This is a genomic window from Streptomyces sp. AC602_WCS936, assembly GCF_019049125.1.
Classification (GTDB): domain Bacteria; phylum Actinomycetota; class Actinomycetes; order Streptomycetales; family Streptomycetaceae; genus Streptomyces.
Genome location: NZ_JAGMUF010000126.1, coordinates 137,572 through 156,511, shown reverse-complemented (window position 1 = coordinate 156,511; position 18,940 = coordinate 137,572). Strand labels below are relative to the sequence as shown.

The window sequence follows — 18,940 nt, the reverse complement described above, 5'->3', positions numbered from 1 at the left end:
AGCCGACCCGAGAATCAGCGGCTACGAACTCTCTGCACGGCGCCCAGCTGACGTAACCAGACGCGAGTACCGATCAGTAGTTACGGGACAACGCTTAGAAAAGAACGTACGTCCACGTGGGTTGAGGTGACCAAGGACGCGTTGATGCCGCAGCGCTTCCGATTCGTTGATCCGGACGCCTTCCGTGCCCGTATCGCCACCATGCCGCTGGGCGCCGGTGAGCTGACCGATCTGTCGTACAGTCCGCTTGTGTCGGAGCGCACCCCGCAGCTCATCCGCCGGAGCGACCCGGAGCTTTACCAACTGGCCGTCGTCCGGTCCGGGGAGCAGGGGATCGAGCAGGCCCGCAACCAGGCGCGGCTGAGACCCGGTGAAATGGTTCTGTACGACAGTTCGCTGCCGTTCGCCGCGCAATCCGCACTGACTCCCGGGACTTCGACATCGATTGTTCTGCAGTTTCCCAAGAGTTCACTTCGCATTTCCCCCCGGCGAATGCGGGATCTGCTGGCAGTGCCGCTTTCAGCCACTCGCGGATCCGGTGTCGGACGTGTTCTTCTCCAATTCCTTACGGAGGCCGCCCGCGAATACCCCCACTGCTCGCCCCGTGACACGGCCCGGCTGGGGCAGACGGCGCTCGACCTGGTCGCGGCTTTCCTGGCCCGGCACACCGACCGGAACCCGGGGCTCTGCCCGGAGTCGAGACGGAGCGTCCACTTCACGGTCATCACCGCCTTCATGGAACGGCACCTCTCCGACCCCGCCCTGTCGCCCGCGTCCTTGGCCTCCGCCCACGGCATCTCGCTTCGGTACCTGCAGCGTGTCTTCCAGGAGCAGGGCACGACCGTCGCCGGATTCCTCCGCGAGCGGCGCCTGGCGCGCTGCCGTCGCGACCTCGCCGACCCGGCACTGCACGATCTCCCCGTCCACGCGATCGGCGCCCGCTGGGGCTTCCCACGCGCCTCCGACTTCAGCCGTGCCTTCCGCGCGGGGGTCGGTGTGACGCCGGGGCAGTACCGTGCGTCCGCCGGAGGGCTTCGCCGGCGTGGACGGTAGCTCGGTCGAAGGCTGCCGATGAAACGCTCGGTCAGGCTCACGCCCTCCCGAGCCCGTCGTCCCAGAGATTCCGGTAGCGCCCTGCCCTGCCGGCCAGAGCTCGGACGACCTCGACCTCCCGTCAGCGCGGTGCGACGGCTTCGACCCAGTCCTCGACGGTGACGACCTCCGCCCACTGCGGGAACAGCTTCTCAGTGAGCATCCGGTGCACCTCGGGGTCGGTGTCGAGGCAGCCGTCCGCCAGGACGGTGAGACCGAAGTCCAGGTCGATGGCGTGCCACAGGGTGGAGAGCACTACGGCGCTGGTGGCGATGTTGGTGAGAACAAGGCTGTCGATGTCGCGAGCCCTGAGCACGAGGTCGAGGTCGCTGCCCGAGAACGCGCTCCCCCGCCTTTTGGTGACCACCACGTCGCCCTGCTGAGGCGCGACATCGTGATGGATCTCGGTGCCAGGTGCTCCCTCGGTGAACAGACCGGCCCGCAGGACATTGGCCATCACCCTGTTGCGAGGGCTGGCCACGGGATCGCCGGGCCGTAAGCCCATCACCACGTAGATCACGGGGATACCGGCAGCCCGGGCACCGTCGATCGCCCTGCGCAGGCGCGGCAGATATCCGGAACCATCGTCGGCGATGGCCACGACGTCCCGCTGGACGTCCATCACCAGGAATGCGTTGTTCGCCATGCGTACCGTCTCTTGTCCGTTGGAAAACGAGAGCAGATCTAGCTGGACCGACCGAGCCCGTGACGGAGGTTGCCTGGACCCTCAGCAGGTCGCACCGCCGTGCGTCAGCCCAAGGTCTGCGTCAGTTCGCTGCGGCCCGACGTGTGGACGATCCGGCCGATTGCCCCGTTGACGATCGGCATGTAGGGCGGAATGTGGCCGCACTCGACGTCGGCGATGATCGGCACGTTCAGGGAGCCGAGCGCGTCGAGGACGGCCTCATGGTGGCTGAGGGAGCTGTGGCCCGCTGCGCCGCTGCGGCCGACGACGACCGCGTTCGCGCGGTCGAAGAACCCGGCGATCCTCATGCCGTGGAGGTTCCGGCAGATCGTGAATACGTCACTGCCCGCGTCCTCCACGTACACGATGAGCCCGTCAGGGGACTCGTCGCGTGCGAAGGCGGCGGTATCGAGGTAACTCGTCCCCGCGAGGTTGCACAGCGCCTCGACACAGCCCCCGATCAGTCTTCCCTCGGCCTCCACGTCACCGGTGCCGTCGAGCCGGGTCCACGTGCCGACGGCGTCCAGCGTGTACTCACGTATCTCAGGATGGCCGACGAAGTCGTCGAAGCCCGTGGTCCGGTGGCGACCGGGCGGGTACTGCGTGAACCGGTGGCCCGCGGGTGCGGTGACGACGTCGAGCCACGACGACAGTCCCTCGGGGACGCGGTAGGGCGTGTCCATGAGGTTGTTGCCGTGGAGGGTCGCCGTCCCGGTGAGCAGGGTCGGCGGGGTCATCAGGCTCGAGATGTCGGAGAACCCGACGAGCCAGGTCGGCTCCGTCTCACGCAGTCGCTCCCAGTCGAGCAGCGGAACCAGGTCGATCGCGGTCTCTCCGCCCCACGGCGGCACGACCGCCCGGACGGTGGGGTCGGTCAGCATCGCCATCAGTTCCCGTGCCCGGTCCGCTGCCGGGGCGCTCACGTGCCCCGAGCCGTCCATGCACTCCCCGACGACGACCTCGTACCCACGTGCCCGCACATCACGGACGGCGACCTGGAGCCGGTCACGCATGCCCTTAGGGACACCGCTCGAGGGAGCGGTCACGCCGACACGGTCACCGGGGCGCAGGGGGCGTGGGTATCGGACTGACATGCGCGGATCCTGGCACGGTGGCCTGCTCGGGCGACATCCGATTTCCGATCTCCCATGCGGCGACACGTTGGTTGCTCAAGCGAAAGCCGACGGCCGCCCCAAGTTCATCGGGCGGCGCGCGACGGCCACGGATCGATCCGGGGGTACGTGATGGAACTGTCCACGTCCGCCTCAGGCCGTCGGATCCCACAGCCCACCGGCCTCGCCCCGGGCGAGGTGCTCGGCGTAGACACCGACCTTCCAGGCGATGACGGCCCGGCACTCCTGCAGCGCCTCGATCTGTGCGTCGACGCGCCGTTGATGGGCGTCGAGCAACCGCAGGCGTTCCGCCTCGTTGCCCGGCCCCTGCCGTACCAGTCCGGCGAACTGCTTGAGGTCGGCGATCGGCATGCCGGACTCGCGGAGCTTGACACAGACCAACAGCCACTCGACGTCGAGGGACGTGTACCGCCGGCTTCCGCCCGAAGTGCGCCGGACCGGCCCGACGAGCAGCCCCTCGCGCTCGTAGAAGCGCAGCGCGTGCACGCTCAGTCCGGTCCGCTCTGCCACCGCCCCGATGCTCAGCGACTGCACGGCCGCCTCGGCGCTCGTCATGCCGCTCCCCCTGGACCACTTGATCTAGACCTCGCTCCAGATCGTAGCGTCGGCGCCATGACCAGCATCGACCAGCAGCCGCTCAACTCGCCCTTCTCCGCCGCCACCACCGCCCAGGAGGTCATGTCCGGCCGCGACCTCTCGGGCGTGACCGCTGTGGTGACCGGGGGCTACTCCGGACTCGGCCTGGAGAGCACCCGGGCTCTGACGGCCGCCGGGGCCCGCGTCATCGTTCCCGCCCGCCGCCCCGAAATCGCCCGCACCGCGCTGAAGGACGTGAAGGGCAGCGACGTCGTCCCCATGGACCTGACCGACCTCGGCAGCGTCCGTTCAGCCGCCGCGCACATCCGCGACCGTATCGCCCGGCTCGACCTCCTGATGGCCGTCGCCGGAGTCATGGCCACACCGGAGCTGCGGGTCGGTCCCGGATGGGAAGGCCAGCTCACCGCCAACCACTTCGGGCACTTCACGCTCGCCTGCGAGCTCTATCCGCTCCTGGCCTCCGCGGACGGAGCACGTGTCGTGGTGAACAGCTCCGCCGGACACGCCCTGACCGACATCCGCTGGCACGATCCGCACTTCCGCACCGGCTACGACAAGTGGCTGGCCTACGGCCAGGCCAAGACGGCCAACGCCCTGTTCGCCGTGCACCTCGACGCCCTCGGGAAGGGCGACGGCGTCCGAGCCTTCGCCCTTCACCCCGGCAAGATCCTCACCGGTCTCCAGCGGGAGATGACGCTCCAGGAGCAGGTCGACCGCGGATGGGTGGACGAGCACGGCAAGCTCATCGGCGCCGACTTCAAAACCCCCTCCCAGGGTGCCGCCACCGGCCTGTGGGCCGCCACATCCCCGCTCCTCGACGGACGCGGCGGCCTCTACCTGGAGGACTGCGACGTCGCAGGTGCCTCCGCGCCCGGCACCCCCATGGACGACGGCGGCGTACGCGCGTACGCCACCGACCCGGACAGCGCCGCCCGGCTCTGGGACCTGTCCCTTGCCGCGACGGGTGCGACGCCGACCACTCGATGAGTGCGCCTTCTCTCCGCAGGAGCCGCGAGGCACGAGCTCAGCCCAGAACCGCGGCCCTGCGGAAGCGCGGATCCGATCCCATAGGGTGCCGGGCTGAACAGCCGTCGTCAGGGAAGCGGGCAGTCCTACCTGGCGCAGGCGATCAGGCCCGGCCCCACTGCTCGGTCCCGCAGCTGGACCAAACGATCTTCTGTTCGCTGTAGTCGCCGAGGCACGTCATGTAGTTGACGGCGTAGCCCTCGGTGACGTTCCCGTAGGACCGCTCGGCGCAGGTGTTGTTTCCGGTCGTCACCCATTTGTTGCTGACCGACTTGCCCAGGACGGTGGCCTGGACGACGACGGACCAGCCGTCCGCCGAGCGGTCACACACCCACATCTTGTCGCCGTTGGGTACCCATCGACCGAAGCCGGACCCCCAGCCGTCATTCGAGTAACAGCCGTACATCGTGCATGCGTCCTCGTTGAGTGCGGTTGCGGGTGCCGCGGTGGCCACGGTGAGCATCAACGCACCGCCCGCTGCCGCGCCGTACAGCAGCTTCCTGCCTGCAGAGCTCTTCACAGGTCCTCCTGATCGCGCCGTCAAGTCGTCCGGAACGAGCCTCGGAACAGGGGGAGATGCTAGGCAGCGGGCCCAGGTGGCGCGTCAACCCGATGACTTAGGTGCGGGGTAAACCTTCGCGGTATGCCCCGGCCACACCTCGGATGAACGCACAGCCCCGCCTGTACCTGTTTGGTCCGGGAACGACGTCACTTCGAGGCGGGCTGGTACCGCAGGAGTACGGTCCGGGAGTCGAAGACCTGAGAGTCGAGGAGCTGGAGGTCGAGTCGCTCCTCGGTTTCGGGGAAGAGCGCCTTGCCGCCACCGAGGACAACCGGATGCACGACGACATGGTGCTCGTCGATCAGGCCATGGGCCCTGAGCCCGGCGGCGAGGGAGGAGCCGCCCATCAACACCATGTCCTTCCCCGGCTCCGACTTGAGCGCGGTGACCTCCTCGACCAGGTTCGCATCACCGATCACGCGTGCGCCGTGCCCGGGGTCGGTCAACGTGCGAGAGAACACGATCTTGGGGCTGCTGCGCCAGACCGGGGCGAACTTGAGGTCGTGCGGGTCGTCGGACATGGACTCCGCGTTCGGCCAGTAGCCGGCCATCATCTCCCAGACCGGGCGGCCGTACAGGAGGGTGTCGGCCCGCTCCAGCAGACCGAACGAGTACGCGGACAGCTCCGTCCCCATGACCGGCCAGTCGAAGTCGCCGTTCGGGCCTTCGATGTTGCCGTCCAGCGAAGTGTGGACGAAGTGGATGATCTTCCGCATGACTCGACTCCTTCGTGACTGTCACCCCGTAGTTACGCATGAACGACCTTGTTGAACGGGCTGGATCATCGCCGAAGCGACTGTGGCCTGCGCCACATGTCAGCTGGGTTCGACTCTGACCCCGCTCACGCTCATGCGGCCCTGTCCGATCTTGTGCCTCAGACCTCCGACCTCCGGCAACGACCCCGCCAGGGCCGGAACGGGCCCCTCCGTGATCATTCGTGGCCAGTTCGGGCCTCACACCACCACCCTGTGTGGCCGCTACATTCACCCTCGACCGAACCCACTCGACCAGGGGGGAACAGGCAACGATGCGCTCCACACGACCCGTCAGTCGCATCACCAGATCACTCACAGCGGTGACCGCCACCGCGGCCACCGGGGCGATCACCGCCCTGACCCTCGCCGCCTCACCGGCCGCCGCGGCACCCACCGACACGACGCTGCCCCGGCCCGGCGACAGCTGTACGGCGACCGACCTCGGCACCCGCCACCCGTACATCAAGACCACCGAAGTGTCGCCGACCATCACTCACTTCAAGGGCTGGTACGTCACCGAGGGCACTACCGGTGAGCAGACCGTCAGCACCGACACCACGACGGTCATCAAGGTCTCCGTCGGCCTCAACGACACGATCGAGACCAGTTTCGCCGTCGAGGCGCTCAGCAACGTCAGCGCGACCGTCGGTCTGAACGTGATGCTCGAGTACGCCTCCACCAGCAACGAGTCGAACTCGGTCACCTGGAACCTGACCCAGCCGGGCTACTACGGCTTCTACAAGGGCACCAAGAAGGTCACCGGCACGTACGGAAGCCTCAACTGCAACCGCGCCCAACAGGACGACGGAAGCTGGGCGCTGGAGTGGACCGAGGGACCCGGCGGCGGCAGCTTCACCACCTTCACCACCCTTGAGGAGGGCGCGGTGCGCTGCCAGGACAGCGTGCCCGCCGACAGCATCATGGCCAAGGCACAAGCCCTCCTCGACTGCGGCTCGGCCGCCGCGAAGGCAGACCACCCGGCGGGCGCGGTCGCGCCGACGGCGCAGCAGAAGCAGGCTCGCCCGCCCGCGCCGGACCCGGCTCCCACCACCGGCACCTCCGCCGAACAGCCCACGGCCACCGCGCACAGCGCGCGGGCCGCTCTCGACTGCTCGGCCGAGGCCTACAAGATCGCCGTACCCGGCAAGCCCCTGTCCTGGGGAGCCCCGCTCCTGGCGGACGACGGTGTCCGGCTGCGTCCCTCGTCGATCTTCAGCGCCCACCTGGACAACTGGCGCCTGTGCAACGTGACAGAGCGCGACGGGGTCATCGAGGCGCCCCTGTGGAACTGGGGCAACGGCGGTTGCGCGACCATCGCCGAGCAGAGCGCGTCCACCGAACGAGCGGTCCTGATGACGGTCCCCTGCGCGGAGGACGACCTCCAGCGGTTCTACATCTACCGTGATGTACCCGGCAGCTCGAAGATCGGTGTCCAGAACAAGTACACCGGTTCCATGATGGGCTACGACCGGTACGCGGACGGGGAGTTCATACGCCAGTACTCCAGCGGCCGGCAGGACGGCACGGGCACGTTCGACCTGACGGCGGTCTGACGGCCCGCACCCTGTGAGCGGCCCCGCACATGAGCCCCCAAGCCTCGAGCTCCCGGCTCCGTGCGGGGCCCTTCCCTGCCGATCAGTACCCTCGGGGCAGTCGCAGCCGCGGCACCTGTGCGTGCAGCAGCCGCTGTCCGTCGCCGTCCACCCGCAGGGTGTACGTCTCCGGCCCGGGCCGTCCCGCCGCGTCGAAGGCGTCGATGAAGTCCTCGACCCGGCTCCACACCTTGAGCGGGCCGCCCTCCCGGACACGCCAGTCCCCACCCTCGGGAGTGAGCGTGGCGACGGACCCGGAGACCACGTCGATCAGATGCAGCACCCCGTCGATGGTGACCATCTGCGCGTCCGGTACGGCACTCTGGGCGAGGAACCGCAGGTGGAAGGCCTCCTCGGTCGCAGCCGTGAGCCGCTCCGGTGCGTGCCGCGCGGACCGGGACCGCTCCTCGTCGAGCCCCGCGACCCAGTCCGCGGGATTCCCGTACGCCGGTGCCGCATCGCTCCGGGCGGGCATGAAGGAGATGGTCCCGGGCAGCAGGGGCCCCTCGGCGGTCCCGTCCCCGGCGACGGTGAGCAGGACGCGGGCGTTGCCGTAGAGCCACCCCGACAGGGGCAGCAGGATCTTCCCGCCGGGACGCGCCTGCCGGAGCAGAGCGGGCGGCACGGACCGGAAGGAGCAGGCGGCCACGATCCGGTCGAACCAGGCCTCGGGCCAGTACCCGTACAGCCCGTCGGCCCGGGCGAGCGTCGGCGTGTAGCCACAGCCGTACAGGGCGTCGGCGGCCCCTGCCAGCCTCGCGGGATCGACCTCGACGCTGGTCACGTGCGACGAGCCCAGCCGTTCACAGGCCAGCGCCGTCGAGTATCCGGTTCCCGTTCCGACCTCCAGAACCGTGTGCCCTTCGCGGACATCGGCGTCCGACCACATACGCAGCACGAGCGAGGGGAGCGTCGACGACGACGTGGGCGCTCCTCCATGCCGTACGGCCGGCTGTTCCCAGTCGGTCTCCTCCCCGTCGAACTGCGTGACCAGCGTGGCGTCCGAGTACGAGGCCGCGAGCCAGCGGCCGTAGTCGAGCTCGGACGTCACCGGCTCCCACACCGTCAGCCCGTGTACGTCCGGTTCGTCGGCCGGGAGGTAGAAGCCGGGCACGAAGGCGTGGCGGGGCACCTTCCCCGCGGCCGCGAGCCAGTCCGGGTGGACCGGTTCCCCGGCATCGGTGAGGCCCTTCACCATCGCCGCGCGCAGCGCCCCCGCGTCGTTGGCGAGGTCTGTGGGCAGAGTCATGAGCTGCCAGTCCCTTCCGTGCTCAGAATGTCGGCGAAGGCCTCAGTGATCGCGGGGGCGTCCGGAAGCCAGCCCCACTGACCGTTGGGATTGCACTCGATCGCGTACCAGTTCTCCGGAGCGCTTCCGTCACCTGTGAGCGCGAAGTCGAAGCACCCGAAAGCCAGCCCGGAAGCGGCCAGGTAGCCGTGCAGGGCGGCTTCGACGACCGAGGGCACGACGACGGGCGCGTGAACCAGATCGCTCCAGTCCCCGCACCGCCAGTCGACTGCACCGCCCGGGGAAGTGATCCGCTGGGCGAAGACGCGCCGACCGACCACGGTGATCCGTGCGTCGCTGCTTTTCGGAACCTCGGCCTGGAACAGATGAGCCGTCACCGAGAGCGAGTCGTCGAAGTCCTCCGACTGGACACGCTGAGTCCAGATAGCCCCCGCACGGCCGTCCTCACCGGGCGGCAGCCCGCGAAAGGACTTGCAGACGACGGACGGCTGCGCCTCGGCGAACTCCTTCGCTGCCACGGCATCGTTGGTGACAAGCGTCGCCGGAATCCGCAATCCCAGTTCGGTGAAGGCTTGCAGCTGCCCCGGCTTGAACTCCGCGCGGGCCACAGCCGCCGGATGGTTGACGTACCGGACGGAACGCAGACTCCGCAGGACACCCCCGAGCCCGTGCCTCGCCTCGGCCGCCGCGAATTGCCGCTGCTGTCGCGGCAGCTGTACGAACCGGTCCAGGTAAGGGGTGGGGCGTCGGTAGTAGACGGCTCCGATCTCCCCCAGGTCCACCTCCCGGCTCTCCGTACGCAGCGGCCCACTCCAGGCAGGCTCACCGGCCCCGATTCGGAACCCGAAGGTCAGCCGTCGGCCGATGTCGGCCGGGTCGGCCCTCACCACAGGAACCTCGCGCTCATTCAGCGCGGCGATGACCCAGTCCGCGGTCACGTCTTCCAGGGCGGTGAGCACCAGAACGGTACGTGTCATCGTTCAGTCCGACTCGTAGTCGGTCGTCGTGTCGTCCTGAGACTGAGGCTGCGGCTGCTGCCCGTCCCCGCCGCCCGAAACGGACGCCGTACTGCTCGTCCGGGACGTCCCGTGCTTGCCCATCTCGACCACCTTGCCGAGGGCGTCGGTGTAGCGGGCGGTCTGGGTGGTGGCGTCGAGGGTGACGGATGCGTAGGGGGCGGGGGTAACCGGCAAGCGGTCGGTGACGAGACGCATCGCCCAGAGGGCGTGGGTGGAAGAAGCGGAGTTGAGCACCCGCTCCCGGTGCATGGGTTCCATGAGTTCCATGCCGACCAAGCTTGGAATGCCTGGGAACACCGCTCAACGAACGTGCGCCGACTTGCACGTATTCACCCGAGCGAGTCGATCGCCGATGTGATCAGCGTGCGAGCGGGGGCGCCGTAGACCGCCGAGTCGGCGAGGGTGGCGAAGGTCTGTGCGTACATGCCGACTTCGTGGGGCTGTGTGATGGTCAGGAAGGCGGAAACCAACTCGACGTTGACCTGGGAGTCGTCGAACACCCAGAAATCCTCGACCGGCCACAGCGCTGTGCGGTCCGTGCTCAGCGGAATCACGCCCAAGCTGACGTTGGGGAGCGCCGCCAGCGACAACAGGTGTCCCAGTTGCCCGGCCATGGTCTCGGGCCCACCGATCAGGTGCCGAAGCGTGCTCTCCTCCAGTACTACGGCGAAGCGGCGTGCTCCCTCGTACAGGACGCGCTGCTTGTTCACTCGGACGTCGACGGCCGCCTCAAGGTCATCAGGCAGTGCACGGCGGTCGCGGATAGACGTCAGCAGTGCCCTGATGTACGCGGGTGTCTGGAACGGGCCGGGTATGAGCCACGACGAGTACGCGCGGAAGTGCCGGGTGCGCTCCCACAAGGGAATGACCGATTCCTGGGCACGACGCAGTCCAGCACGCTCCATACGTCGCCACTCGACGTAAGCCCCGTCGATGTTGCGAGCCGTGGCGATCAGGTCGGCTGTCTGGTCGGCCGCGGCGCAGTGCAGCGTGTACGCGCGCAGATCGTCATCGGAGGGTGGCGTACGGCCGTTCTCGATGCGACTGCACTTGCTTTCGTGCCAGCCGACCCTGAAGGCAAGCTCCCGGGCGGTGAGACCCGAGTCCTTCCGGATCTCGCGCAGGCGCTTGCCCAGGGCCTCGCGGGCCTCCTGAATGCTGGATGACGTCGACATGGGATGTGGCGGGCGGTTTCTGTCAGGTCGGCCGGTACTCCTCATGGGGGATCGCCCGCTCCCAGACGGCAGCGAACGCGGAGGCGCACAGGCTGACGACGCTCTGGTCGGTCGAAAGTTCCTCGCCGGTCATGGTCCCGTCCCCGGCGAAGTGGTTGAACAGGACGGACGTGCCGTCGAAGAGCCAGAAGTCGTTTCCCGGCAGAGCGAGGCCCGAAGCCTGCCTGCGGGGTAGCCAGCGCACGTCTTCGCCGGCCTTGATGTTGTGCCCGCTGGTCAGTTCGTACTCGTACCGAGCGTAGGAGGACAGCGGTTCGGAAACGACGCGAGCGCGGTGCACGGCCACGCCGCGGGCGACCGCCGAGGAGACGAGCTCGATCCACCAGGGCCAGCGCTCCGCCGGGTCGAACCGGTGGCCCGCTGACCACTCCCGGTAGTCCTCGTCAAGGCCGTACGCGTCGCGCATCTCGAGGTGATAGGCGCTGTGCCGGGCTGACCGGAAGAGCTCCTCAAACGTCGGCTGCGGCACCGCCGCTCACCTCCGGGAAGAACTGCATCATGCGCCTGGGGAACTCGATCACTGTCTCGTGTCCGGGAATGTCCAGCTGCGCCAGGCGCTCAGCATCCGTGACCCGCCAGCCTTGCAGGATGTAGTTCCCCGTCTCGTCGTCCAGGTACACGGTCGGAGAGCCGTTATTGGGGCTCTCGGGGTCCTTACCCAGGCGGTGCAGCGCCATGATGCCCTCCGGTGGCATTGAGGTCTGTCGCGGTGACCAGGCTTGCGTGGCCGCAGTTCCGCGGGCCAGTTACTTGCACGAACTTCTACGCGTCGGGCCTTCATGAGTGGCCTCGCCCCGAGCATCCCGCTTCAGATGCATCGTGAGGTCGATGCCTTCCTGGACGGCGACGTCGAAATCGGGGTCCTGGCGCAAGCGGATTCGTCCCCGGTAATCCAGGATCACGGCGGCCACGGAAGTGAGGTCGGTCCCCGGGGTCGCCTCCAGGGCGCGCTGCAGATCGACCTCGAATGCCTCCTGGTCGCCGGGGAACCCATGGCCTGCGAGCAGAGCCGCCCTTACGTCATCGACGGTCAGCAAGCGAAGCGGTGCGGATGCGCCGGTCTCCACGTTTCCGCCCTTCCCCGTGCGAGTGAAGAGGCCGTAGCCGTCTCGGTCGGTCAGGAGGACTGCTGCAAGTCGCGGCGTACTGAGTCGATGAATCGGCTCCAGGCGCTCAGCTGCACGCCGAGTGTGGGACCGTCGATGTGCTTCGAGTCGCGTATCAACGCGCTACGTGAGACGTAAGCGCATTCCACGCACTCAGTGCCGCTGCCGCCGCTGTAGGAGGACTTGAACCAGCGGGGCTCCGGGTCGGCTGCCATCAAGACTCACTCCTTGCTGACTCGGTCGATGAGTTCGACCGAGGACTCGAGGTCGAGCGCCTGGGCGCTGAGGTAGTCGAAGGCCAACCTATATCGCTCCAGTTCCTCCGGCTTCTCCATGAAGAGCCCACCACCGAGCAGGTCGACGTAGACGACGTCCAGTTCACGGGATTGACCACGAAGTGTGACGAAGCTTCCGACTGCGGCCGCATGCGCTCCCAAGGAGAACGGAAGGACTTGAACGGTGATGTGCGGGCGCTCGGCGCAGGCCAACAAGTGGGCGAGTTGCTGGCGCATGACCTCACGGCCTCCGACCTGACGGCGGATCGCAGCTTCGTCGATCACGCACCAGATGCGCGGGGGCTCATCACGCTCCAACAACTCCTGCCGTTTCATGCGGATGTCGACCATGTGCTGGACTTCGCGTTCGTCACATTGCACCTCTGAAGCGCGATGGACCGCCTCAGCGTAGGCGCGCGTCTGGAGGAGCCCGGGGACGTACATGCACGCGTAGTGGTCCTCGCGCACCACCTCGTCTTCCAAGGTGAGCATCAGGTTCATGGAGTCGGGGATGGGATCGGCGAGCGACCGCCACCATCCCTGGATCTTGGCTCCCTTCGCCAACTCGACGAGAGCTGAGCGCTCTTCGTCCGTCGCGTCGTACTCGCGGCACAGAGCGTCGACGGCCGGCCACTTGACGGTGCCCTCCTTCGTCTCGTAGCGACTCAGCGTCGCCTTCGAGATGCCGACACGTGAGCCCGCCTCTTCAAGCGTCAGTCCCTTGAGTTCCCGAAGTCGTCGCAGGTCGGCGCCGAGTTGGCGCCTACGGGTGGTGGGTCCGACTGGCATGGCCTCAGTCCTTCGCGTTGGTCCGGTAGATCGTCGTGCCCCGCTGGCGGTCGCGGCAAGACGGTGTGCGCCGGGGGCGCGTGCCATGGCCGTGTGCCCCCATCGATCCGCAATGAGAGTTCCATTTCGAGAGTTTCAATGCAACTCTGAGTCGCGAGTCCGTCACAGTAAGCACTGGTAGTGGGGAGCGGGTAAGGCATGAATGACTCTCTATGGCAGATGACGCGTCCGTGGAGGCTGCCGTTTCAGGCGGCGGCAGACCAGGTGGGGGCACTGCGGCGCGCTTTGCGCGTCCACCTGGAGTACTGGGGGTTGCACGAGTTGGTCGACTCCGCCGAACTCTGCGCCGGTGAACTCGTCGCCAACGTCGTCAGGCACGTCGGACCGGACACGCCGTCTACTCTCGTCGCCTCACACGATGGCTCTCACCTGCGCATCGAAGTGCACGATCCGGATGCTCGCGCACTTCCGACGCTCGCGTGCGGAAGCCTCGAAGCGGAGGATGGCCGGGGAATGGCGCTGGTCGACGCCATGAGTGATCGCTGGGGCGTGGAGCTTGCCGGTGATCGCAAGGTGACCTGGTGCGAGTTCCGTATCGACGTCACGTGGACCGAGCGGCGGCACATGCCGCTGCCGCGCCTGGCCCGTGCCGCAGACGTGCTGAATCTGTACGGCGGCTCGGGACCTTCGCGGCAGTCGGTCGATCAAGGCCGAGTGACGGCGGTATTGGCGGAGGAGGCCGCCATCAACGCCATCACCGACCTCCTCTACTGGTTCCGCGCGCGAGGATGGGACATCGATGACGCGCTCGACCGGGCGCAATCGCACTTCGAGGCGGAGTGCGAAGCGCGACTGCCCTGAGCAGGGTGCGTCCTGGCCGACGTACTGAGATCAACTCGCCTGGATCGCCGCCGAGTACGTCCATACGTCGGCCGGGAGTGGCTGCTCCAGGCGCCAGGTGATGGCCATCGGCTTGCTGCCGGTGTGCTCGACGTAGGTTGCCGGGCCCAGGAGCATCCACGGTTGGGACTTGCCCGTGTCCGTGTTCGCGTAGCGGCGCATGAACAGCAGAACGTGGGTGCCGCGACCGGCGTGCTGCTGGTAGCGCTTGCCGGTGGCGGAATCGGGGGAAGTTGCGTTCTGGGATTCCCAGTGGAAGAGGTTCGGGCTGATCGCGTAGTCCTTGTACCGGACGGTGGGTGAGAAGTCCTTCTCATCCTTCTCCAGCGTGATCAGCAGAGCGTCGGTCTGGAACTCCTCCGCCCACTGCACGCCCTGGGCAAAGGACCTCGGCATCTGTCCACCGAATCGGGCGATGCCGAGGGCGGCCAGGATCTCCGACCGGTTGTACGAGCTGTGGACTTTCAGCGGCACCGTGCCGAGGCCGCCGGACAGCGGGATCGGGACATGGTCGGCGCGGTCGATGGCGTACGACAGCACCTGCCGGAGTTCGTCCCTCAACGCTCGTTGCGAACCCAGAGTCGCGAGCCCCTCCGAGAAGCTGGTGAACCCGCCCGCGTTGTCCCACAGGTTGAAGAAGAGCATGCGGGCGTAGGCCTGGTCGGTCTGGTCGAGTTCCTCGTACGGCGGGGCGTCGTCCACTAGAAGGTTCAGGTAGGCCTCCGCACGCTCGGGATCGTCCACGTGCAGGAAGGCGTGGACCCGCTTGAGTAGCGCCTCCTCGCCCGGCGGGGCCGGTTCGGTGGCCAGTCCGGCACGACGTAGGAGCAGAGTCCAGGAGTTGCCGTTCTTGTACAGCTCCTTGATTTCTCGGCGGCTCTCGCGGAGGTAGTCGGCGAGGAGCGGAGTGCTGTACTCCCTGACCTCCTTCACGAGCGTCTTCACCGTGGCGGCCAATTGGGTTCTGATGTTGTCGAGAACCAGCTTCTTCGCCTTGCCCTCCAGGATGATCTGGCACCCGGACGGCAACTGCGGAAAGCCTCGCTCGATGTGCTCCACCAACCGGTTGCGCGACAGGTTGGTCATGGCCCGGAACTGCTCCTCGAAACGGAACTCCGCTCGGTGCTGTCCGATGAAGTCGAGAACCGTGAGTACTGGCTTCGTTTCGGTGCGCCGTAGCCCTCGCCCCAGTTGCTGAAGGAAGACGGTGGCGCTGTTGGTGGGCCGCAGCAAGAGCAGCGTGTCCACGTCCGGGATATCGAGTCCTTCGTTGAACAAGTCCACCGAGAAGATGACCTGGAGCTTGCCGTCTCGAAGGTCGAGCAGAGCCTGTGTCCGTACCTCCGCGGGCGAGTCGCTGTCGAGAGCCGCAGCTTGAAGACCGGCCTTGCGGAAGTAGTCGGCCATGAAGTGGGCGTGCGCCTTGGTGACGCAGAAGCCGAGTGCACGCATCCCACCGGGGTCGGAGATCTTGTCCCGGACCTGTTTGAGCACGATGCGGGCTCGCGCAACGTTGCCCGTCAGGACATTGCCGAGCTCCCGATCGGCGTACGAACCCCTCTGCCAGGTGACATTCGTCAGGTCGGTCCCGTCAGGGATGCCGAAGTAGTGGAAGGGGGAGAGCAGGTCGTTCTCCAGTGCCTCCCACAACCTCATCTCGGCGGCGATTCGACCCTCGAAGTACTCGTCCTGGACATTGCGCCCGTCCATCCGCTCCGGGGTGGCGGTGAGCCCCAGCAGTTCCTTCGGCGCGAAGTGGTCGATCACCCGACGGTATGTGCCGGCCGTAGCGTGGTGGAACTCGTCGATGACGATGACGTCGAAATGGTCCGGAGCCAACTGCTCCAGCCTTTGGACGTTGAGTGACTGGACGCTGGCGAAGACGTGGGTCCACTCGTGCGGCTCGCTGCCGCCGTACAGCAGCTCGCCGAACGAGGCGTCGTCCAGCACTTCGCGGTACGTACGCAAGGACTGTTTGAGAATCTCCTTGCGATGCGCCACGAACAGCAACCTGGGCCGACCGGAGATGGCCCTCTTGCTCAGATCGCGGTAGTCGATGGCGGCCATCACGGTCTTCCCGGTGCCGGTCGCCGCGACCAGAAGATTGCGGTGCCGTCCGCGGATCTCGCGCTCAGCGCTCAGCCGCTCCAGCATGTCCCGCTGGTGCGGGAAGGGATGGACCTGAAGGCCGGACAGATTGATCTTGAAATCGGTGGTTGGGCCGGTGCCGCCCGCCTGGGCCAGCGCCGCGTCCAAGCGCTCGCCGTGAAGATCAGGGTCGTACGTCTCGAACGCTACGTCGTTCCAGTACGCGTCGAAGGTGGCCTCGAACTTGTCTATCACCGCCGGGGTGGCCACCGACGACAGGCGAACGTTCCACTCCAGGCCGTCGAGCAGTGCCGCACGGGACAGGTTCGAGCTGCCGACGTACGCCGTGTCGAATCCCGTCCGGCGCCGGAAGAGCCATGCCTTGGCATGCAATCGTGTCGAGCGGGTCTCGTAATTCACCTTCACCGTGGCGCCGAACTCGCGCACGAGCCGGTCGAGCGCACGCCGCTCCGTAGCACCCATGTAGGTCGTGGTGATGATCCGGATCGGGACGCCGCGTTCCTTCGCTGCGAGGAGGGAGTCCTCCAGCACCCGGATGCCGTACCACTTCACGAATGCGCAGAGCAGATCGATTCGGTCGGCCGTGGCCAACTCGGCCCGCAACTCCGCCCCGAGGTTCAGGTCTTCCGGGGAGTTGGTGAGAAGTGAGGTTTCGGAGAGCGGGGTGAGCGGGCGGATCGCGTAGGCACCGGGTGCTTCCTGCTCCGCCAGAGCCAGCAACTGCCGGGGTCCTTCGATGACCGCACTGACGGAATCAGCACCGCTCTGCTCACTGACGTCGTCTGCCAGAGACTCAAGAACTCGGTTCACAAAGGGCACACGGTGATCAGGCCGCAGTTGGGTGAGATGGCGGGCCACTATGTCACCGACATGCCGGGCCAGTACATGGGGTGACGATTCTGCACCGACCATCGCGTCGATGGCCTTCCAACCTGCGCCCTCGAGCTGCTCGAGTTCACCGCGCACACGGTCTGTGATCAGCTGCTCGTAGACCCCTGCGACCGGCTGCTCTCGATTCCCCGGCTGCTCCACCCCGACCCCCTTCACCACCACGTTGATGTGGAGGTAGTTGTAGCAGGAGGCACTGACACCCGAGCCGGGTGGTGGTGGACCTGCCGCGCCTGACACCACCGCCGCGGTTGTTGGGCAGAGTCACAAATGAGCGGGGCGTGAACACTTCACCGGGAAGTGTTCACGCCACGTGAGGTCGGTGTGCTGTCGGCAGGCGCGGGTCGGCCCAAAGGTACTCAGCCCCGCCCCCCGTCCCCCAGAAACCCCTCCAGCCCGTCCAGCAGCATCCCGCTCCCCTCCTCCGCCATGTCCCGCTCCTCCTCCGTCTCGCAGGTCTGGCTGAGGACGATCACGGTGTTGCGGGGGCCCTGCTCCGTGAGTTCCATGGTCATCAGGGTGGGGTCGGGGCGGCCGGGGATGTCCATGCCGAGGGTCAGGCGGCTGTGGTGGTCCACCTCCACGTAGGAGCCGGTCAGGGGGAACTCGGCGCCGTCGGGGGTCTGCATCGTGGCCTTCCAGGCGCCGCCGGGGCGGACGTCGAGTTCGACGGAGCCGGGGACGGCGTGGGCCCACTGGGCGTACTGGTCGGGGGTGGTCCAGGCCTGCCAGACCTGGGCCGGAGAGGCGTCGAGGGTGCGGGTCAGGGTGTAGGAGAAACCGTCGGCCGGGGTGGAGGTCTGGTCGGTGCTCATGGTGTCCGTCTCCTCGGGGTGAGTAACGCTGTCGCACCTTTAGACGTCCGACGGCGCCGGTTCTCATCGGTCCGTCGGGGTGTCCGCTCCGTGGCAGTCCGCGTACGGGCGGTCCGAGCCGCACCAGCAGGCCGCGCCCCGCTGCGGCGGCCACGCCACCGCGCGGCCCCGGGCCGCCAGCGTCGTCGCGTACTGGGGGAGGAGGGTCGCGTCGGCCGGGGAGGTGCCCTCCGAGGCGGCGAAGGCCTCGTAGGAGGGGACCGTGCCGCGGACCACGCCCAGGTTGGGGGTGCCGGAGGAGGCCAGTTCGCGCAGGGCCGCCTCCGTCGCCGTCAGGTGGGCGTCGTAGGAGGGGTACTCGGCGGAGAGGGACGGGTACGCGTCGAGGAGTTCCGTCAGCTCGGCGGCCGGCCAGTGGAGCATGGCGACCGGGAAGGGGCGGGAGAGGGCCTCGCGGTAGGCGCCCAGCTCGGCGCGCAGGCGGGAGATCTCCGCCTCCAGGTCGGCCGGGTCCTCCGAGCCCAGGGACCAGACGCGTTTCGGGTCGTGCAGCTCGTCCAGGGAGACCGGCATGGTGTGGAGGGTGTCGGCCAGGGTGTCCCACTCGTCGTGGGCGAGGCCCAGCATGCGGCGGACGCGGTGGCGGCCGTAGAGGAGGGGGTGGGTGGAGTACGGGGGTTCCGGGACGTCCGTCAGGAGGAGGCGGGCACCCTCCGTGAACGTCTCGTGCGCCGCCTCCAGCTCGTCGTGCGCCTCCAAGGCCTCCGCCGCGATCACCCAGGGGGCCGGATCGCGCGGCGACGCCGTGCGGACGCCGTCGATGATCGCCCTGGCCTCCGCCTCGTGGCCGTACTCCCACAGGTTCGACGCCTTCAGGGCGCGGACCAGGGACGGGTTCTCCAAGGGGGCGTCGGAGGCGAGCAGGCGGTCGTAGAGCTTGCTCGCGGCGGGGCGGTCGCCGGAGAGCTCCAGGTGGGCCGCGGCGCGCAGGAGCAGGGCCTCGGCGTCCTCGGGATAGAGGCCGGCGGTCCGTTCCAGGCGTGCCGCCTCGGCGGCGTGGTCGACGTTTTCGGCGGGCGTGTCGGGGCGCATGGAGGACACCGTACTGCCGTG

At 67.7% G+C, this 18,940-nt stretch carries 21 protein-coding genes; 4 read left to right on the top strand and 17 right to left on the bottom strand.

From position 1 onward, the window contains the following. Positions 1–126 precede the first annotated feature (126 nt). Complete coding sequence (locus KUM03_RS39125) at positions 127–1,053, top strand: helix-turn-helix domain-containing protein (protein WP_308406473.1); 927 nt, start codon at positions 127–129, stop codon at positions 1,051–1,053. Between the two features lie 121 nt (positions 1,054–1,174). Here the strand turns inward: KUM03_RS39125 and KUM03_RS34305 are convergent, their stop codons facing one another. From KUM03_RS34305 to KUM03_RS34295, 3 genes are all read right to left on the bottom strand, one after another. Next, positions 1,175–1,738, bottom strand: a complete 564-nt coding sequence (locus KUM03_RS34305; protein ID WP_217254475.1) for a cysteine hydrolase family protein — start codon at positions 1,736–1,738, stop codon at positions 1,175–1,177. Between the two features lie 104 nt (positions 1,739–1,842). Then, complete coding sequence (locus KUM03_RS34300) at positions 1,843–2,871, bottom strand: S66 peptidase family protein (protein WP_217254474.1); 1,029 nt, start codon at positions 2,869–2,871, stop codon at positions 1,843–1,845. Between the two features lie 171 nt (positions 2,872–3,042). Next, a complete protein-coding gene (locus KUM03_RS34295; protein ID WP_217254473.1) occupies positions 3,043–3,465 on the bottom strand; it encodes a MerR family transcriptional regulator in 423 nt (140 codons plus the stop codon). A gap of 57 nt (positions 3,466–3,522) precedes the next feature. Between KUM03_RS34295 and KUM03_RS34290 the strand changes: the two genes are divergently transcribed. Beyond that, a complete protein-coding gene (locus tag KUM03_RS34290; protein WP_217254472.1) occupies positions 3,523–4,494 on the top strand; it encodes an SDR family NAD(P)-dependent oxidoreductase in 972 nt (323 codons plus the stop codon). A gap of 142 nt (positions 4,495–4,636) precedes the next feature. Here the strand turns inward: KUM03_RS34290 and KUM03_RS34285 are convergent, their stop codons facing one another. Together KUM03_RS34285 and KUM03_RS34280 are read right to left on the bottom strand one after the other, a co-directional pair. After that, positions 4,637–5,053, bottom strand: a complete 417-nt coding sequence (locus tag KUM03_RS34285; RefSeq protein ID WP_217254471.1) for a hypothetical protein — start codon at positions 5,051–5,053, stop codon at positions 4,637–4,639. 188 nt (positions 5,054–5,241) lie between these two features. Then, positions 5,242–5,811 (bottom strand): dihydrofolate reductase family protein, encoded by a 570-nt coding sequence (locus KUM03_RS34280; RefSeq protein WP_217254470.1) that lies wholly within the window; start codon positions 5,809–5,811, stop codon positions 5,242–5,244. A gap of 311 nt (positions 5,812–6,122) precedes the next feature. Here KUM03_RS34280 and KUM03_RS34275 point away from each other — a divergent pair, with 311 nt between their 5' ends. Beyond that, positions 6,123–7,403, top strand: a complete 1,281-nt coding sequence (locus KUM03_RS34275) for a hypothetical protein (RefSeq protein WP_217254469.1) — start codon at positions 6,123–6,125, stop codon at positions 7,401–7,403. 82 nt (positions 7,404–7,485) lie between these two features. On the opposite strand, the gene tgmC is transcribed toward KUM03_RS34275, so the two are convergent. The 9 genes from tgmC to KUM03_RS34230 all read right to left on the bottom strand — a co-directional run bounded on the left by tgmC (position 7,486) and on the right by KUM03_RS34230 (position 13,115). Further along, positions 7,486–8,691 (bottom strand): ATP-grasp peptide maturase system methyltransferase, encoded by a 1,206-nt coding sequence (gene tgmC / locus KUM03_RS34270; RefSeq protein WP_217254468.1) that lies wholly within the window; start codon positions 8,689–8,691, stop codon positions 7,486–7,488. After that, complete coding sequence (gene tgmB / locus KUM03_RS34265) at positions 8,688–9,668, bottom strand: ATP-grasp ribosomal peptide maturase (RefSeq protein WP_217254467.1); 981 nt, start codon at positions 9,666–9,668, stop codon at positions 8,688–8,690. Before tgmB ends, tgmC begins: the two co-directional genes overlap by 4 nt. 3 nt (positions 9,669–9,671) lie before the next feature. Then, on the bottom strand, positions 9,672–9,977 hold the full coding sequence (locus KUM03_RS34260; RefSeq protein WP_254400294.1) for a putative ATP-grasp-modified RiPP: 306 nt from the start codon (positions 9,975–9,977) through the stop codon (positions 9,672–9,674). Between the two features lie 62 nt (positions 9,978–10,039). Beyond that, complete coding sequence (locus KUM03_RS34255; protein WP_217254466.1) at positions 10,040–10,885, bottom strand: helix-turn-helix transcriptional regulator; 846 nt, start codon at positions 10,883–10,885, stop codon at positions 10,040–10,042. A gap of 22 nt (positions 10,886–10,907) precedes the next feature. Further along, on the bottom strand, positions 10,908–11,351 hold the full coding sequence (locus tag KUM03_RS34250; protein WP_254400317.1) for a DUF6879 family protein: 444 nt from the start codon (positions 11,349–11,351) through the stop codon (positions 10,908–10,910). A gap of 43 nt (positions 11,352–11,394) precedes the next feature. After that, a complete protein-coding gene (locus tag KUM03_RS34245; RefSeq protein ID WP_030180050.1) occupies positions 11,395–11,622 on the bottom strand; it encodes a hypothetical protein in 228 nt (75 codons plus the stop codon). A 69-nt stretch (positions 11,623–11,691) separates the two neighbouring features. Further along, positions 11,692–12,012 (bottom strand): hypothetical protein, encoded by a 321-nt coding sequence (locus KUM03_RS34240; RefSeq protein ID WP_308406472.1) that lies wholly within the window; start codon positions 12,010–12,012, stop codon positions 11,692–11,694. Positions 12,013–12,062: 50 nt separating this feature from the next. Further along, on the bottom strand, positions 12,063–12,266 hold the full coding sequence (locus KUM03_RS34235; protein ID WP_217254464.1) for a DUF397 domain-containing protein: 204 nt from the start codon (positions 12,264–12,266) through the stop codon (positions 12,063–12,065). A 6-nt stretch (positions 12,267–12,272) separates the two neighbouring features. Next, complete coding sequence (locus KUM03_RS34230; protein WP_217254463.1) at positions 12,273–13,115, bottom strand: helix-turn-helix transcriptional regulator; 843 nt, start codon at positions 13,113–13,115, stop codon at positions 12,273–12,275. Positions 13,116–13,313: 198 nt separating this feature from the next. Here KUM03_RS34230 and KUM03_RS34225 point away from each other — a divergent pair, with 198 nt between their 5' ends. After that, the gene (locus KUM03_RS34225) at positions 13,314–13,976 is read left to right on the top strand and encodes an ATP-binding protein (protein WP_217254462.1); all 663 of its coding nucleotides are present in this window, start codon (positions 13,314–13,316) and stop codon (positions 13,974–13,976) included. 30 nt (positions 13,977–14,006) lie between these two features. On the opposite strand, the gene KUM03_RS34220 is transcribed toward KUM03_RS34225, so the two are convergent. The 3 genes from KUM03_RS34220 to KUM03_RS34210 all read right to left on the bottom strand — a co-directional run bounded on the left by KUM03_RS34220 (position 14,007) and on the right by KUM03_RS34210 (position 18,919). After that, the gene (locus KUM03_RS34220) at positions 14,007–17,156 is read right to left on the bottom strand and encodes a DUF3427 domain-containing protein (RefSeq protein WP_217254483.1); all 3,150 of its coding nucleotides are present in this window, start codon (positions 17,154–17,156) and stop codon (positions 14,007–14,009) included. Positions 17,157–17,371: 215 nt separating this feature from the next. Next, positions 17,372–17,827: an SRPBCC domain-containing protein gene (locus KUM03_RS34215; protein ID WP_217254461.1), complete on the bottom strand. Its 456-nt coding sequence runs from the start codon at positions 17,825–17,827 to the stop codon at positions 17,372–17,374. 63 nt (positions 17,828–17,890) lie between these two features. Further along, a complete protein-coding gene (locus KUM03_RS34210) occupies positions 17,891–18,919 on the bottom strand; it encodes an SEC-C domain-containing protein (RefSeq protein ID WP_217254460.1) in 1,029 nt (342 codons plus the stop codon). Positions 18,920–18,940 lie beyond the last annotated feature (21 nt).

What these genes read in the sequence shown, in the direction of transcription:
- KUM03_RS34305 (WP_217254475.1), bottom strand. Translation starts at nt 1,738, where the DNA reads ATGGCGAACAACGCATTCCTGGTGATGGACGTCCAGCGGGACGTCGTG.
- KUM03_RS34300 (WP_217254474.1), bottom strand. Translation starts at nt 2,871, where the DNA reads ATGTCAGTCCGATACCCACGCCCCCTGCGCCCCGGTGACCGTGTCGGC.
- KUM03_RS34295 (WP_217254473.1), bottom strand. Translation starts at nt 3,465, where the DNA reads ATGACGAGCGCCGAGGCGGCCGTGCAGTCGCTGAGCATCGGGGCGGTG.
- KUM03_RS34290 (WP_217254472.1), top strand. Translation starts at nt 3,523, where the DNA reads ATGACCAGCATCGACCAGCAGCCGCTCAACTCGCCCTTCTCCGCCGCC.
- KUM03_RS34280 (WP_217254470.1), bottom strand. Translation starts at nt 5,811, where the DNA reads ATGCGGAAGATCATCCACTTCGTCCACACTTCGCTGGACGGCAACATC.
- KUM03_RS34275 (WP_217254469.1), top strand. Translation starts at nt 6,123, where the DNA reads ATGCGCTCCACACGACCCGTCAGTCGCATCACCAGATCACTCACAGCG.
- tgmC (WP_217254468.1), bottom strand. Translation starts at nt 8,691, where the DNA reads ATGACTCTGCCCACAGACCTCGCCAACGACGCGGGGGCGCTGCGCGCG.
- tgmB (WP_217254467.1), bottom strand. Translation starts at nt 9,668, where the DNA reads ATGACACGTACCGTTCTGGTGCTCACCGCCCTGGAAGACGTGACCGCG.
- KUM03_RS34260 (WP_254400294.1), bottom strand. Translation starts at nt 9,977, where the DNA reads ATGGAACTCATGGAACCCATGCACCGGGAGCGGGTGCTCAACTCCGCT.
- KUM03_RS34255 (WP_217254466.1), bottom strand. Translation starts at nt 10,885, where the DNA reads ATGTCGACGTCATCCAGCATTCAGGAGGCCCGCGAGGCCCTGGGCAAG.
- KUM03_RS34250 (WP_254400317.1), bottom strand. Translation starts at nt 11,351, where the DNA reads ATGCGCGACGCGTACGGCCTTGACGAGGACTACCGGGAGTGGTCAGCG.
- KUM03_RS34245 (WP_030180050.1), bottom strand. Translation starts at nt 11,622, where the DNA reads ATGGCGCTGCACCGCCTGGGTAAGGACCCCGAGAGCCCCAATAACGGC.
- KUM03_RS34235 (WP_217254464.1), bottom strand. Translation starts at nt 12,266, where the DNA reads ATGGCAGCCGACCCGGAGCCCCGCTGGTTCAAGTCCTCCTACAGCGGC.
- KUM03_RS34230 (WP_217254463.1), bottom strand. Translation starts at nt 13,115, where the DNA reads ATGCCAGTCGGACCCACCACCCGTAGGCGCCAACTCGGCGCCGACCTG.
- KUM03_RS34225 (WP_217254462.1), top strand. Translation starts at nt 13,314, where the DNA reads ATGAATGACTCTCTATGGCAGATGACGCGTCCGTGGAGGCTGCCGTTT.
- KUM03_RS34215 (WP_217254461.1), bottom strand. Translation starts at nt 17,827, where the DNA reads ATGAGCACCGACCAGACCTCCACCCCGGCCGACGGTTTCTCCTACACC.
- KUM03_RS34210 (WP_217254460.1), bottom strand. Translation starts at nt 18,919, where the DNA reads ATGCGCCCCGACACGCCCGCCGAAAACGTCGACCACGCCGCCGAGGCG.